Source organism: Pseudomonas sp. P7758, from assembly GCF_013386485.1.
Classification (GTDB): domain Bacteria; phylum Pseudomonadota; class Gammaproteobacteria; order Pseudomonadales; family Pseudomonadaceae; genus Aquipseudomonas.
Genome location: NZ_JACARS010000060.1, coordinates 36,059 through 51,090 on the forward strand (window position 1 = coordinate 36,059; position 15,032 = coordinate 51,090).

The window sequence follows — 15,032 nt, forward strand, 5'->3', positions numbered from 1 at the left end:
CAATATAGTTGGCGACTGACACACTGCATTCGCGAGCAAGCCCGCTCCCACATTTGCTTTGTGTATGCTGGGTTATCGCATTCCAGATTGATGGCGTACTTTGCTATGAAGCCCACGTTAACCGCCAAGCTCCTGCAAGCCGTCGCGCCCTGGCGCAACGCCCCGGCCTGGCACATCGCCTTCTCCGGCGGCCTCGACTCCACCGTCCTGCTGCACCTCCTGGCCACTCTGGCCAAAACCGACAAGCTTCCGCCACTCAGTGCGCTTCATGTTCATCATGGGCTGCAGGCTGCGGCTGACGCGTGGCCGGCCCATTGCCAGTCCGTGTGCGACGCCTTGTGCGTGCCTCTGCGGGTGATCCGCGTGCAAGTGCAACAAGGTGCAAGCCTGGAGCGCGCGGCCCGTGACGCGCGGTATCAGGCGTTTGCCGAGGTCACCGGGGCAGGGGAGTTGCTGGTCACGGGCCAGCACCGTGACGATCAGGCAGAAACCTTACTGTTTCGGCTGTTGCGTGGGGCTGGCGTGCGTGGCCTGGCGGCAATGCCCGCGCAGCGCCCTTTGGCAGATGGCTATCTGGTGCGACCCTTGCTGGATGTGTCTCGCGCCGAGCTTGAAGCCTACGCCCGTGAACATCAATTGACCTGGATCGAAGACCCGTCGAACGCTGATCCGCGTTTCTCCCGCAATTACCTGCGCCACCATGTTTTCCCACACCTGACCGAACGTTGGCCCCAAGCCGTCAGCACCATGGCCCGCAGCGCCGAACATCTGAGCGAAGCCCACGGCTTGCTCGACGAACTGGCGCAGATGGACCTGCTGGCCGCCAGCCAGCACCCGGTGTTTCCCTGGCTGGCATTGCCTTCGCTGACCCTTGAACCGCTTGCCGCGCTCTCCGATGTCCGCCAGCGCAACGCACTTAGGTACTGGCTGACACCGTTGACACGCTTGCCCGACAGCGACCACTGGACCGGCTGGGCGACCTTGCGCGACGCCAAACACGATGCACAGCCACTCTGGCGCCTGGCCGACGGTCAATTGCACCGTTGTGGTGGACTTATCTGGTGGTTACCTGCCAGTTTGTCGGAATTTTCTGACGCATCGGTGAGCTGGCCGCACCCGCAAAACCCACTACGGTTACCCGGTAACGGCCAAGTGCGCTTCAGCGGCAGTGCACCCGAAGGCCCCCTGAGCATCCGTTATCGCCAGGGCGGTGAAATCATGGAATTGCCAGGCCGGGGCCGGCGCGACCTGAAGCGCTTGCTTAACGAAAGTGCGGTGCCAGGCTTCATCCGTGGCAGATTGCCGCTGCTGTATCAGGGCCAGCAATTGCTGGCTGTGGCCAACCTGCCGGGGCTTGCGGCGGGTGGCGGTACCGGCTGGCAATTACATTGGATGCCACCAACCTGCGATCAAGGTTTGAGCTGATAGAGCCTTTCCGGTAGACTACGCTCCCTTCTTGATACAACTTCTGTGGATTCGCCTGAATCGCAGCAGTTGCCGATTACCAAGCAGTCTTTGCTGGGCGATTCCAAAAAATGTGTAGCGATCAACGTACCGGTGTTTCATTGCTGGTCTGTCACAACGCGGCGGTTTTTTTGAAAGGTGCACTGTGATTAATGCAGGTGATCGGGGGCTTCGGCCTTCCTTCGCTTTCCCCGGCGGCTCGGACCGCTTTAACGCAGACTTCTAGGGTTTTTCATGACGCGCTACATATTCGTCACGGGCGGTGTTGTTTCTTCATTGGGGAAAGGCATTGCCTCCGCTTCATTGGCGGCCATCCTGGAGGCGCGGGGACTTAAGGTCACCATGCTCAAGCTGGACCCGTACATCAACGTTGACCCGGGCACCATGAGCCCGTTCCAGCACGGTGAAGTGTTCGTCACCCACGACGGCGCCGAGACCGACCTGGACCTGGGCCACTACGAGCGGTTCATCCGCACGACCATGACCCAGAACAACAACTTCACCACCGGCCGTGTCTACGAGCACGTGCTGCGCAAGGAGCGCCGTGGTGACTACCTGGGTGCAACCATCCAGGTGATCCCGCACATCACCGACGAAATCAAGCGCCGCATCATCAAGGGTGCAGGCGATGCCGACGTGGCGATGGTCGAGATCGGTGGCACCGTGGGTGACATCGAATCCCAACCGTTCCTCGAAGCCATCCGCCAGTTGCGTTTCGAAGTCGGCGCCAAGCGCGCGATGCTGATGCACCTGACGCTGGTGCCGTACATCGCCACCGCCGGCGAAACCAAAACCAAGCCTACCCAGCACTCGGTCAAGGAACTGCGTTCCATCGGCCTGCAGCCGGACGTGCTGGTGTGCCGCTCCGACCACGCGATCGACATCGCGTCCCGTCGCAAGATCGCCCAGTTCACCAACGTTGAAGAACGTGCGGTAATCGCCCTGGAAGACGCCGACACCATCTACAAGATCCCGGGCATCCTGCATTCCCAGGGCCTGGATGATTTTGTCGTCGAGCGCTTCGGCCTGCAATGTGGCGGCGCCGATCTGTCCGAGTGGGAAGCCGTGGTCGACGCCAAGCTCAACCCTGAGCATGAAGTCACCATCGCCATGGTCGGCAAGTACATGGAGCTGCTGGACGCCTACAAGTCGCTGATCGAAGCGATGAGCCACGCGGGTATCAGCAACCGTACCAAGGTCAACCTGCGCTACATCGACTCCGAAGACATCGAGAACCAGGGCACCGCGCTGCTGGAAGGCGTTGATGCCATCCTGGTTCCGGGCGGCTTCGGTCTGCGTGGCGTGGAAGGCAAGATCACTGCCGTCCAGTACGCTCGTGAGAACAAGGTGCCGTACCTGGGTATCTGCCTGGGCATGCAAGTGGCGGTCATCGAGTTCGCCCGTAACGTGATGGGCTGGAAAGACGCCAACTCCACCGAGTTCGATCGCACCAGCGGCCATCCGGTCGTGGGCCTGATCACCGAGTGGGAAGATGCCACCGGCGCCGTCGAAACCCGTACCGAAGCCTCCGACCTGGGCGGCACCATGCGCCTCGGCGCGCAGGATTGCCTGCTGGAGCCGGGGTCCCTGGTTAACGATTGCTACGGCAAGGACGTGATTGTCGAGCGTCACCGTCACCGCTACGAAGTGAACAACAACCTGCTGCCGAAAATTATGGAAGCCGGCCTGAAAATCTCCGGTCGTTCCGGTGATGGCGCGCTGGTTGAAGTGGTTGAAGCACCGGATCATCCTTGGTTCGTGGCTTGCCAGTTCCACCCGGAGTTCACCTCGACCCCGCGCGACGGTCACCCGTTGTTCAGCGGCTTCGTTAAAGCAGCACTGACGCAACATCAGAAGAAGGCGTAAACCTGATGGCCCAGAAGATCATTCGCGTAGGCGACATCGAGATTGCCAACGACAAGCCCATGGTGCTGTTCGGCGGCATGAACGTGCTGGAAAGCCGCGACATGGCGATGCAGGTCTGTGAAGAGTACGTGAAGGTGACCGAGATACTCGGTATCCCCTACGTATTCAAGGCCAGCTTCGACAAGGCCAACCGTTCGTCCGTGACCTCCTACCGCGGCCCGGGCCTTGAAGAAGGCATGCGGATCTTCCAGGACATCAAGCAAGCCTTCGGCGTGCCGATCATCACCGACGTCCACGAGCCTGAGCAGGCTGCCGTGGTTGCCGAGGTGTGCGACATCATCCAGTTGCCTGCCTTCCTGTCGCGCCAGACCGACCTCGTGGTCGCGATGGCCAAGACCGGCGCTGTGATCAATATCAAGAAAGCCCAGTTCCTCGCGCCTCAGGAAATGAAACATATCCTGAACAAGTGCGTGGAAGCGGGTAACGACCAGTTGATCCTCTGCGAGCGTGGTTCGAGCTTCGGCTACAACAACCTCGTGGTGGACATGCTCGGTTTCGGCATCATGAAACAGTTCGAATACCCAGTGTTCTTCGACGTGACCCACGCGCTGCAAATGCCCGGTGGTCGCGCCGATTCCGCTGGCGGGCGCCGTGCCCAGGTACTGGACCTGGCCAAGGCCGGCATCAGCCAGTCCCTGGCAGGTTTGTTCCTGGAAGCCCACCCGGACCCGGACAACGCCAAGTGCGACGGCCCATGCGCCCTGCGCCTGGACAAGCTGGAGCCATTCCTGGCCCAGTTGAAGCAGTTGGACGACCTGGTCAAGAGTTTTCCGACGGTAGAGACCGCGTAAGCGCCATTTCTCCGGTAGACTTTCCCTCGCTTTACGCTCAGGCCCACGGGCCTGAGCCTTGTCGCCTGCAAGCCTGCCCGTTGTTCCACCCTTGCGGTCGGTCAAAAGATTTCCTTCAGCTGCGTCGTTTTCGTCAACTTTGGAGTGTTTACAACAATGGCAAAAATCGTCGACATCAAAGGTCGTGAAGTTCTCGACTCCCGTGGCAACCCTACCGTCGAAGCCGACGTGCTTCTCGATAACGGCATCATCGGCAGCGCCTGCGCGCCGTCCGGTGCTTCCACAGGTTCCCGCGAAGCACTGGAACTGCGTGATGGCGACAAGAGCCGTTACCTGGGCAAGGGTGTACTCAAGGCGGTGGCCAACATCAATGGCCCGATCCGCGACCTGCTGCTGGGCAAGGATCCACTTGACCAGAAAGCCCTCGATCACGCGATGATCAAGCTCGACGGTACCGAAAACAAAGGCAGCCTGGGCGCCAACGCCATCCTCGCCGTGTCCCTGGCCGCTGCCAAGGCCGCTGCACAGGACCAGGACCTGCCGCTGTACGCCCACATCGCCAACCTGAACGGCACTCCGGGTGTCTACTCGATGCCGGTTCCGATGATGAACATCATCAACGGTGGCGAGCACGCTGATAACAACGTCGACATCCAGGAATTCATGGTGCAGCCGGTTGGCGCCAAGACCTTCTCCGAAGGCCTGCGCATGGGCACCGAGATTTTCCATCACCTCAAGGCTGTGCTGAAGGCCCGTGGCCTGAGCACTGCAGTGGGTGACGAAGGTGGTTTCGCGCCGAACCTGGCGTCCAACGAAGACGCACTGAAAGTGATCTCCGAAGCCGTGGCCAACGCCGGCTACAAGCTGGGCACCGACGTGACCCTGGCCCTGGACTGCGCGGCCAGCGAATTCTACGAAGACGGCAAGTACAACCTGTCCGGCGAAGGCCACGTGTTCACCTCGGAAGGTTTTGCTGACTACCTCAAGGGCCTGACCGAGCGCTACCCGATCATCTCGATCGAAGACGGCCTGGACGAGTCCGACTGGGCTGGCTGGAAAGTGTTGACCGACAAGATCGGCGAGAAGATCCAGCTGGTGGGCGACGACCTGTTCGTGACCAACACCAAGATCCTGAAAGAAGGCATCGACAAAAAGATCGCCAACTCGATCCTGATCAAGTTCAACCAGATCGGCACCCTGACAGAAACCCTGGAAGCCATCCAGATGGCCAAGGCTGCGGGCTACACCGCCGTGATCTCCCACCGCTCCGGCGAAACCGAAGACTCGACCATTGCCGACCTGGCCGTGGGCACTTCGGCTGGGCAGATCAAGACCGGTTCCCTGTGCCGTTCCGATCGCGTTTCCAAGTACAACCAATTGCTGCGTATCGAAGAGCAACTGGGCGGCAAAGCCAAGTACAACGGTCGCAGCGAGTTTCGCGGCTGATTGTTAAATGGTAAAAGGTCAGCGGATTACGTCGGAAAAATCACGGCAGCGTGAATTTCGGCGCTAATCTCATGACTAACAAGCACAAGCCTGGTTTTTCCAGGCTTCGTGCTATCAGTTGCTGCAAAAGTTTTGCATGGCTGTCTTTTTTCACTGGATACCCGATATTCGATGCGCAGTCCCAATTGGTTGTTCCTCGTCTTGCTCTTGCTGCTGGCTGGCCTGCAGTACCGCCTTTGGGTGGGGAATGGCAGCTTGGCGCAGGTCACCGAACTGACCCAGCAAATTGCCGCACAGCACGCCGAAAACGAAGTGTTGCTGGAGCGCAATCGCGTGCTCGATGCCGAAGTACTTGAATTGAAGAAAGGCATGGAGACCGTTGAAGAGCGGGCTCGCCATGAGTTGGGCATGGTCAAGGAGGGCGAAACCCTCTACCAGTTGGCCCAATGAGCATTTCGTCACCGGCCTTCTGGGCCGTGATTCCTGCCGCGGGCGTGGGTGCCCGTATGGCCGCGGACCGTCCCAAGCAGTACTTGCAATTGGGTGGGCGCACTATTCTCGAACACAGCCTTGGCTGTTTCCTCGATCATCCGGGCCTCAAGGGGCTGGTGGTCAGCGTTGCGATGGATGACCCTTACTGGCCGACCCTGGCTTGCGCCGCCGACCCACGCATTGTGCGCGTTGACGGCGGCGAAGAGCGCTCGGGTTCGGTGCTCAATGCCTTGCTTTACCTGCACGGCCAGGGCGCCAGCGATGACGATTGGGTGCTGGTGCATGACGCCGCCCGGCCGAACCTCAGCCGCGATGACCTGGACAAGTTGCTCTTTGAACTGGCCGACGACAGCGTGGGTGGGCTGCTGGCCGTGCCGGCGCGGGACACCCTCAAGCGCGCCGACAAGCACGGGCGCGTGTTGGAAACGGTTGATCGCACGCCGATCTGGCAGGCCTACACCCCGCAGATGTTCCACCTTGGCGCGCTGCACCGGGCCTTGGCCGACAGCCTGGTCTCGGACGTGGTCATCACCGACGAAGCCTCGGCCATGGAATGGGCCGGGCATGCGCCTCGCCTGATCGAAGGCCGTTCCGACAACCTCAAGGTCACCCGCCCGGAAGACCTAGAATGGCTGCGCCAGCGTCGGGCCTTCCAGTCTTCCTGACGATCAGCCAGCCGGGCCGTAGCAGTCTATCTCAGGTAGACGGGATGGTTGCCCAGGCCCTCCTTGAGAAAGTCCACCAGTTTTCGCACCTTGGGCGAAAGGTGGCGTTGTTGCGGGTACAGCGCCCAAACCGCGGTGTTGGGCGGTTGATGGGCTTCGAGTAACGACACCAGTGCGCCGCTGTGCAAATGCTCCAGCACGTAATAGTCCGGCAACTGGCAAAGACCGACACCTTGCAGGGCCGCATCCAGCACCGCTTGCCCGCTGTTGCAGCGCCAGTTTCCCTGTACCCGCTGGGAAAATTCGCGCCCGTCCTGGGCCAGTTGCCAAATATCCGAGCTGCCGATCAGGCAGTTATGCCGGCTTAACTCCGACAAGCTATGTGGCCGCCCGTACCTGGCCAGGTAGGACGGTGACGCGCACAGGTACATGCGCCGCGGCGCGAGGCGGCTGGCAACCATGCGCGAATCCGCCAGGCGCCCGAGGCGAATCGCCAGGTCCAGGCCTTCGTGCACCAGGTCCAGCTGGCGGTTGGTCAATTCCACGTCCACGCGCAATTGCGGATAAAGCGCCATGAACCGCGTCACCAGCGGCACGATAAAACGCTCGCCGTAAGCCACTGCGCAGGTCATGCGCAACATTCCCTTGGGCTCGCTGGCCAGGTCGCCCACGGCGCGCAAGGCTTCTTCGCGACCGTCCTGCAATCGCTGGCAATGTTGCAGGAAGGTCTGGCCGGCTTCGGTCAATGTCACCTTGCGCGTGCTGCGATACAGCAAGCGTGTTTGCAGGCGCTCTTCCAGTCGCGCGACCTGGCGGCTGATATGGGACGACGACACGCCCAGGCGCTCGGCGGCCGCGGTGAATTGGCTGCATTCGGCCACGGCGACGAACTCGTCGATGCCCTCCCAGCGGTTTTCCAGCATGCTGATTGTCCCTGTACGGCAATAATGTTTTGCTTTTGTCTGGATTATTAATCAGATGAGCATGTTTTACACTGCCGGCCTTACGTTTTTAACCCGATGGAGAAACCGGATGATCAAGTCCCGCGCGGCCGTAGCCTTCGAAGCCAAGAAACCCCTCGAGATCGTTGAAGTGGATGTGGCCATGCCCAAGGCGGGCGAGGTGCTGTTGCGGGTGGTGGCGTCCGGTGTGTGCCATACCGATGCCTACACCCTGTCTGGCGCGGACCCGGAAGGCATTTTCCCGTCGATCCTCGGCCACGAAGGCGGCGCCGTGGTTGAAGCCATCGGCGAAGGCGTGACCTCGGTGGCGGTGGGCGACCACGTGATCCCGCTGTACACCCCGGAATGCGGCAAGTGCAAATTCTGCCTGTCGGGCAAGACCAACCTCTGCCAGGCGATTCGCGCCACCCAGGGCAAAGGCCTGATGCCCGACGGTACTTCGCGCTTTTCCTACAAGGGCCAGCCGATTTTCCACTACATGGGCACTTCGACCTTCTCCGAATACACCGTGCTGCCGGAAATCTCCGTAGCGAAGATTCCCAAAGAAGCGCCGCTGGAAAAAGTCTGCCTGCTGGGCTGTGGTGTCACCACCGGTATCGGTGCAGTGATCAACACCGCCAAGGTCAAGCCAGGCGACACCGTGGCCATCTTCGGCCTGGGCGGCATCGGCCTGTCGGCGGTGATCGGCGCGGTGAAAGCCAAGGCCGGCCGCATCATTGCCATCGACATCAACCCGGCCAAGTTTGAAATCGCCAGGCAGCTGGGTGCCACCGACTGCATCAACCCGAAAGACTACGACCGCCCGATCCAGGACGTGATCGTCGATTTGACCGACGGCGGCGTCGATTTTTCCTTCGAGTGCATCGGCAATGTCCAACTGATGCGTGCGGCCCTTGAGTGCTGCCACAAAGGTTGGGGCGAGTCGGTGATCATCGGCGTGGCCGGCGCCGGCCAGGAAATTGCTACCCGTCCGTTCCAGCTGGTCACCGGCCGCGTCTGGCGCGGTTCGGCGTTCGGCGGCGTGCGCGGTCGCAGCGAGTTGCCAAGCTATGTGGAAATGGCCCAGACCGGTGAAATCCCGCTGGATACGTTCATCACCCACACCATGGGCCTGGAAGATATCAACAAGGCGTTTGACCTGATGCATGAAGGCAAGAGCATCCGCACCGTCATTCACTTCTGAGGTCGGCCATGAGTCTGGAAAACCTGTCGTGCCAGAAAAGCTTCGGCGGCTGGCATAAACGCTACAAGCATCATTCCGACGTGCTGGGTTGCGACATGACCTTCGCCGTGTACCTGCCGCCGCAAGCGGAGCAGGGCGGCAAATTGCCGGTGCTGTACTGGCTATCGGGCCTGACCTGCACCGATGAGAACTTCATGCAGAAGGCCGGCGCGCAACGCATGGCAGCCGAGCTGGGGTTGATCATTGTTGCGCCGGACACCAGCCCGCGCGGCCCCGGTGTGCCGGGTGATCCGGACAACGCCTGGGACTTTGGCCTGGGCGCCGGTTTCTACCTGAACGCCACCCAGGAGCCCTGGGCCCAGCACTATCGGATGCATGACTACGTGGTGCAGGAGTTGCCGGCATTGGTCGAGGCGCATTTCCCGGCGTCGGCCAAACGCGGGATCAGCGGCCACTCCATGGGCGGCCATGGTGCGCTGGTGTGTGCCTTGCGCAACCCGGGGCGTTATCAGTCGGTGTCGGCGTTCTCGCCGATCAACAACCCGATGGATTGCCCGTGGGGCCAGAAGGCATTCTCCCGCTACCTCGGCGAAGAGCGCTCGAAATGGCGCGAATGGGATGCCTGCGTGTTGATCAGCGAAGCCTCGGAAAAGCTGCCATTGCTGGTGGACCAGGGCGACCGCGACGATTTCCTCGCGGTGCAGCTCAAGCCTGAAGCGTTGCAACAAGCGGCCAGGGCGGCGAACCATCCGCTGGAGCTGCGCCTGCAACCGGGCTATGACCACAGCTACTTCTTTATCGCCAGCTTCATCGAAGACCACTTACGCCATCACGCGCGCGCTTTGCTCGGTTAATGTGAGGCAAAAGTAGGTAGAATCACGCCCTGAATTAAATCGGGGCGTTTTTTTATGCGTATTGGCCACGGCTATGATGTGCACCGTTTCGCCGAAGGCGATTTCATCACCCTAGGCGGCGTGCGGATCGCGCACCACCACGGGTTGCTGGCTCATTCCGACGGCGACGTGGTGCTGCATGCCTTGAGCGATGCCTTGCTCGGCGCAGCCGCGTTGGGCGACATCGGCAAGCACTTTCCGGACACCGACCCGACCTTCAAGGGCGCGGACAGCCGTGTGCTGTTGCGTCACGTGGTCGGCTTGATCCATGCCAAGGGCTGGAAGGTCGGCAACGTCGACAACACCATCGTCGCCCAGGCGCCCAAGATGGCACCGCATATCGAAACGATGCGCGCGCTGATTGCCGCGGATCTTCAAGTTGAGTTGGATCAAGTGAACGTAAAAGCCACCACCACCGAAAAGCTCGGGTTTACCGGTCGCGAAGAGGGCATTGCCGTGCACTCCGTTGCCTTGTTGCTGCGCGCATGAATGATCTGCAACTGCTGGGCCCGCGTGCCTATGGCGAGGCCTTGGGCAGCGCTGTTCTGAAGGCCACCGCTGAAGACTTCCAGGTGGATGAAGTGCTGGATATCCCGCTGACCGGCGAGGGTGAACACCTGTGGTTGTGGGTGGAAAAGCGCGGCCTGAATACCGAAGAGGCGGCGCGGCGGATTGCCAAGGCGGCGGGCGTGCCATTGCGTACCGTCAGCTACGCCGGGCTCAAGGACCGCCAGGCGCTGACACGCCAGTGGTTCAGCGTGCAGTTGCCGGGCAAGGCGGACCCGGACCTGAGCGCGGCTGAAAACGACACCCTGAAGATCCTCAAGACCGGCCGTCACAAGCGCAAGCTGCAGCGCGGCGCGCATTCGGCCAACGGCTTTACCTTGCGCCTGACCCAGTTTGCCGGGGATGCGGCGGCCATCGACGCCCGCCTGCAACTGATCGCCCGGAAAGGCATCCCCAACTACTTCGGCGCCCAGCGTTTCGGCCATAACGGCGGCAACGTCGTCGATGCCCGTGACTGGGCGGCGCGCAAGGCCTTGCCGGAGCAGCGCAATGTGCGTTCGCGCCTGCTCTCGACGGCCCGCAGCTTCCTGTTCAATAAAGTGCTGGCGGCGCGGGTGGCCGACGGTTCCTGGCAGCGCGCCCAGGTCGGTGACTTGCTGGCGTTTACCGACAGCCGCAGCTTTTTCCCGGCGGGGGAGGCTGAATGCAGCGACCCGCGCCTGGCAATCCTCGACCTGCATCCCACCGGCCCGCAGTGGGGCGAAGGTGATTCGCCGGCGGCGGGAGCAACCTTCGCGCTGGAACAGGCGATTGCCGACGGTGAAGCCGAACTGCGGGATTGGCTGGTGAATGCCGGCATGAGCCAGGAACGTCGCATTCTTCGACTGCCCATTGGCGGGTTGACGTGGCATTATCCCGAACCTGACATTCTGCAATTGGAATTCGTCCTGCCGGCTGGATGCTTCGCCACTGTCTTGGTGCGCGAGCTTGTAGATCTGGTGCCGGTGGGGCAGACGGACAGCCCATGCGTATTCTGATATCTAACGACGACGGGGTCACTGCACCCGGCCTTGCCGCGCTTCATGCTGCGCTGGCGGATTACGCCGAGTGCGTGGTGGTTGCCCCGGACCAGGACAAAAGCGGCGCCAGCAGCTCGCTGACGCTCGACCGTCCGTTGCATACACAGACGTTGCCCAACGGCTTTATCAGCGTGAATGGCACGCCGACCGACTGCGTGCACCTGGCGATCAACAGCCTGCTGGACCGCGAGCCGGACCTGGTGGTTTCCGGGATCAACCTGGGCGCCAACCTGGGTGACGACGTGCTGTATTCCGGTACGGTGGCGGCAGCCCTTGAAGGGCGCTTCCTCGGTCGGACCTCGTTCGCTTTTTCGTTTGCGTCCCGTCAACTGGACAACCTGGCGACTGCGGCGTATTTCGCCCGCAAGTTGGTGGAGGCCCATGACACCCTGGTCCTGCCGCCTCGCACGGTGCTCAACGTCAATATTCCCAATCTGCCCCTGGACCACATTCGCGGTATCCAGCTGACCCGCCTCGGCCACCGTGCCCGTGCGGCAGCGCCGCTGAAAGTGGTCGACCCGCGTGGCAGGGAAGGGTACTGGATTGCCGCTGCCGGCGATGCCGAGGACGGTGGCGAGGGCACGGACTTTCATGCGGTGATGCAAGGTTATGTCTCGATTACCCCGTTGCAACTCGATCGCACCTTCAGTGATGCCTTCAGTAGCCTCGATGGCTGGCTGGAGGGGCTGCGCTGATGGCTCGTGAACAAGACGACCTGCTGCGCCGGGGCATCGGGATGACCTCCCAGCGCACCCGCGAGCGATTGATCCAGCGCCTGTATGAAGAAGGGCTGTCCAATGCCCAGGTGCTGGAAGTCATCCGGCGTACCCCGCGGCATCTGTTTGTCGATGAAGCCCTGGCGCACCGCGCCTATGAAGACACAGCCTTGCCCATCGGCCACAACCAGACCATCTCCCAGCCCTATATGGTGGCGCGGATGAGTGAGTTGCTGCTGGCGGCGGGCCCGCTGGACAAGGTGCTGGAAATCGGCACCGGCTCCGGCTACCAGACGGCCGTGTTGTCGCAGCTGGTGGAGCGGGTGTTTTCCGTGGAGCGCATCAAGGTGTTGCAAGACCGGGCCAAGGAACGCCTGGTGGAGTTGAACCTGCGCAACGTGGTGTTCCGTTGGGGTGATGGCTGGGAAGGCTGGCCGGCACTGGCGCCATACAACGGCATTATCGTCACCGCGGTGGCGACCGACGTGCCCCAGGCCTTGCTCGATCAACTGGCTCCCGGCGGGCGCCTGGTGATTCCGGTGGGCGCCGGCGAAGTGCAACAATTAATGTTGATCATTCGCGAGGAAGAGGGCTTTTCCCGGCATGTGCTCGGCGCCGTGCGTTTTGTCCCGCTGCTCAACGGTCCGCTGGCCTGATCAATTATTCCTGCGTACTGAATTCTATTGCCGGGTATGTGTCTTACAGCGGGGTCTGTTGAGTCCACATCATCAGCCGTCGGAGCTAAACATGATGAAATTTTCTTTAGAATCGTGTTTCCAGTAAAAACCCAACGGCCAGTTATACTTGCGTCATATTTCAAGCCTGATACAGGCGTTCATAGTCAGCCACCACAAAGGGAGCGGCGGGTGAGTCTCACGGTCATTGCACAGCGTATGAGTCAAACAAGCTTTCAGCGACTGGTGATTGGCCTTGTCTTGAGTTCCTTGCTGGCGGCTTGTTCAAGCACGCCATCCGGTGGTGCGCGGGTGGTCGACCGCAATAACGCGGTACCGCAGAAACCTACCGTTACCACAGGCCAATACGTCGTGCGCAAGGGCGATACGATGTTCTCGATCGCCTTTCGTTATGGCTGGGATTACAAGGCGCTCGCCGCCCGTAACAACATCCCTGTGCCATACACGATACATCCAGGTCAGACCATTCGTTTCGATGGACGAACCGGTTCAACACCGACCGCGGTAGTCACAAACACGGCTTCTTCGCCGTCGTCTTCGAGCAAGACCACCATCATCACCCGGCCTGCAGGCACCGCCGCGCCTAGCGTTGCGAGCAAGCCGGCACCTGCGCCGATGCCGCCGGCGGGGCCCGCACCGACCGGCTGGGGATGGCCCTCAAATGGCATCCTTATTGGAAAATTCTCTTCAAACGGTAGTTTGAATAAAGGCATTGATATCGCCGGGGATTTGGGACAGCCTGTTTTAGCTGCGTCTGATGGGACAGTGGTGTACGCCGGGAGTGGTTTACGGGGCTACGGCGAGCTGGTCATCATCAAACACAGCGATACCTACGTCAGTGCCTACGGTCACAACCGCAGGCTGTTGGTTCGGGAGGGGCAGCAGGTCAAAGTCGGACAGACAATTGCCGAAATGGGGTCAACTGGTACAGACCGGGTGAAACTGCACTTTGAGATTCGCCGCCAAGGGAAGCCTGTTGATCCGCTGCAATTCCTTCCCCGTCGTTGATGTGTTGCACAGCCTGTTCCTCACGTAGTAGGAACAGGCTCCAGCGTTGCCAAGGATAAAGGCGTCGCTTGAGCTTGAGGTCGAACTCACCAAAGGACTATAACAATGGCTCTCAGTAAAGAAGCGCCGGAGTTTGACATCGACGATGAGGTTCTCCTTATGGAGACTGTCATCGATACGGAATCGATGTCGAATGAGGGACCTGCTGTACCTTCAGTTCGCACCAAATCCAAGAACTCCACCGCGTTAAAGCAACACAAGTACATTGATTACACACGGGCGCTCGACGCGACTCAGTTGTACCTCAATGAAATCGGCTTTTCCCCTCTGCTCACTCCCGAAGAAGAAGTCCATTTTGCGCGCTTGTCGCAAAAGGGCGATCCGGCTGGGCGCAAGCGCATGATTGAAAGCAACCTGCGACTGGTGGTGAAAATCGCCCGACGCTACGTCAATCGTGGGCTGTCCCTGTTGGACTTGATCGAGGAAGGCAATCTCGGCCTGATCCGGGCGGTGGAAAAGTTCGACCCTGAGCGGGGCTTCCGCTTTTCGACCTACGCCACCTGGTGGATTCGTCAGACCATCGAACGGGCGATCATGAATCAGACCCGTACGATCCGGTTGCCGATCCATGTGGTCAAGGAGCTCAACGTCTACCTGCGGGCGGCGCGTGAGCTGACACAGAAACTCGATCATGAACCTTCGCCTGAAGAAATCGCCAACCTGCTGGAAAAACCGGTGGGAGAGGTCAAGCGCATGCTCGGTCTCAATGAGCGAGTGTCTTCCGTCGATGTCTCGCTGGGTCCGGATTCGGATAAAACCCTGCTGGACACCCTGACCGATGATCGTCCTACGGACCCATGTGAGTTGCTGCAGGATGACGATCTGTCGCAAAGCATCGACCAGTGGCTTTCGGAGCTGACGGACAAACAGCGTGAGGTGGTGATTCGCCGCTTCGGGCTGCGCGGCCACGAAAGCAGCACCCTGGAAGATGTTGGCCTGGAGATTGGCTTGACCCGTGAGCGGGTGCGGCAGATCCAGGTCGAGGGCCTCAAGCGCTTGCGCGAGATCCTCGAGAAGAATGGCTTGTCGAGTGAGTCGTTGTTTCAATAAACGACGCAGGATGAAATGTGGGAGCGGGCTTGCTCGCGAATACGGTGTTTCAGTCAGCCTATCTGGCGACTGATTCACCGCTTTCCCGAGCAAGC

At 60.7% G+C, this 15,032-nt stretch carries 15 protein-coding genes; 14 read left to right on the plus strand and 1 reads right to left on the minus strand.

Annotated elements, in window-relative coordinates; all coding sequences use genetic code 11:
* Positions 1 to 105 precede the first annotated feature (105 nt).
* The 6 genes from tilS to ispD all read left to right on the plus strand — a co-directional run bounded on the left by tilS (position 106) and on the right by ispD (position 6,784).
* Entirely contained in the window at positions 106 to 1,425 is a 1,320-nt protein-coding gene (tilS, locus tag HX873_RS13280) for a tRNA lysidine(34) synthetase TilS (RefSeq protein WP_177122766.1), read from the plus strand.
* Positions 1,426 to 1,698: 273 nt separating this feature from the next.
* Positions 1,699 to 3,330: a CTP synthase gene (locus HX873_RS13285; protein WP_177122767.1), complete on the plus strand. Its 1,632-nt coding sequence runs from the start codon at positions 1,699 to 1,701 to the stop codon at positions 3,328 to 3,330.
* Between the two features lie 5 nt (positions 3,331 to 3,335).
* The gene (kdsA, locus tag HX873_RS13290) at positions 3,336 to 4,181 is read left to right on the plus strand and encodes a 3-deoxy-8-phosphooctulonate synthase (protein WP_177122768.1); all 846 of its coding nucleotides are present in this window, start codon (positions 3,336 to 3,338) and stop codon (positions 4,179 to 4,181) included.
* A 156-nt stretch (positions 4,182 to 4,337) separates the two neighbouring features.
* Positions 4,338 to 5,627, plus strand: coding sequence for a phosphopyruvate hydratase (eno, locus tag HX873_RS13295; RefSeq protein WP_003219294.1), 1,290 nt, complete (start codon positions 4,338 to 4,340; stop codon positions 5,625 to 5,627).
* A gap of 171 nt (positions 5,628 to 5,798) precedes the next feature.
* Positions 5,799 to 6,077 (plus strand): cell division protein FtsB, encoded by a 279-nt coding sequence (gene ftsB, locus HX873_RS13300; RefSeq protein WP_003219292.1) that lies wholly within the window; start codon positions 5,799 to 5,801, stop codon positions 6,075 to 6,077.
* Positions 6,074 to 6,784, plus strand: coding sequence for a 2-C-methyl-D-erythritol 4-phosphate cytidylyltransferase (gene ispD, locus HX873_RS13305; RefSeq protein WP_134325832.1), 711 nt, complete (start codon positions 6,074 to 6,076; stop codon positions 6,782 to 6,784). The genes ftsB and ispD overlap by 4 nt, the downstream gene beginning before the upstream one ends.
* A 26-nt stretch (positions 6,785 to 6,810) precedes the next feature.
* Here ispD and HX873_RS13310 read toward each other — a convergent pair whose 3' ends face one another.
* Positions 6,811 to 7,707: a LysR substrate-binding domain-containing protein gene (locus HX873_RS13310; protein WP_003219287.1), complete on the minus strand. Its 897-nt coding sequence runs from the start codon at positions 7,705 to 7,707 to the stop codon at positions 6,811 to 6,813.
* Between the two features lie 109 nt (positions 7,708 to 7,816).
* Between HX873_RS13310 and HX873_RS13315 the strand changes: the two genes are divergently transcribed.
* The 8 genes from HX873_RS13315 to rpoS all read left to right on the plus strand — a co-directional run bounded on the left by HX873_RS13315 (position 7,817) and on the right by rpoS (position 14,937).
* Entirely contained in the window at positions 7,817 to 8,929 is a 1,113-nt protein-coding gene (locus tag HX873_RS13315; protein ID WP_003219285.1) for an S-(hydroxymethyl)glutathione dehydrogenase/class III alcohol dehydrogenase, read from the plus strand.
* 8 nt (positions 8,930 to 8,937) lie between these two features.
* Complete coding sequence (fghA, locus tag HX873_RS13320; RefSeq protein WP_003219284.1) at positions 8,938 to 9,783, plus strand: S-formylglutathione hydrolase; 846 nt, start codon at positions 8,938 to 8,940, stop codon at positions 9,781 to 9,783.
* Between the two features lie 54 nt (positions 9,784 to 9,837).
* Entirely contained in the window at positions 9,838 to 10,311 is a 474-nt protein-coding gene (ispF, locus tag HX873_RS13325; RefSeq protein WP_003219282.1) for a 2-C-methyl-D-erythritol 2,4-cyclodiphosphate synthase, read from the plus strand.
* The gene (gene truD, locus HX873_RS13330; protein WP_177122769.1) at positions 10,308 to 11,366 is read left to right on the plus strand and encodes a tRNA pseudouridine(13) synthase TruD; all 1,059 of its coding nucleotides are present in this window, start codon (positions 10,308 to 10,310) and stop codon (positions 11,364 to 11,366) included. Before ispF ends, truD begins: the two co-directional genes overlap by 4 nt.
* Positions 11,354 to 12,103, plus strand: a complete 750-nt coding sequence (gene surE, locus HX873_RS13335) for a 5'/3'-nucleotidase SurE (RefSeq protein WP_003219278.1) — start codon at positions 11,354 to 11,356, stop codon at positions 12,101 to 12,103. The genes truD and surE overlap by 13 nt, the downstream gene beginning before the upstream one ends.
* 41 nt (positions 12,104 to 12,144) lie before the next feature.
* Positions 12,145 to 12,780: a protein-L-isoaspartate(D-aspartate) O-methyltransferase gene (locus tag HX873_RS13340; protein ID WP_008432211.1), complete on the plus strand. Its 636-nt coding sequence runs from the start codon at positions 12,145 to 12,147 to the stop codon at positions 12,778 to 12,780.
* A 210-nt stretch (positions 12,781 to 12,990) separates the two neighbouring features.
* Positions 12,991 to 13,827 (plus strand): peptidoglycan DD-metalloendopeptidase family protein, encoded by an 837-nt coding sequence (locus tag HX873_RS13345; protein ID WP_032898924.1) that lies wholly within the window; start codon positions 12,991 to 12,993, stop codon positions 13,825 to 13,827.
* Between the two features lie 105 nt (positions 13,828 to 13,932).
* A complete protein-coding gene (gene rpoS / locus HX873_RS13350; RefSeq protein WP_003219274.1) occupies positions 13,933 to 14,937 on the plus strand; it encodes an RNA polymerase sigma factor RpoS in 1,005 nt (334 codons plus the stop codon).
* Positions 14,938 to 15,032 lie beyond the last annotated feature (95 nt).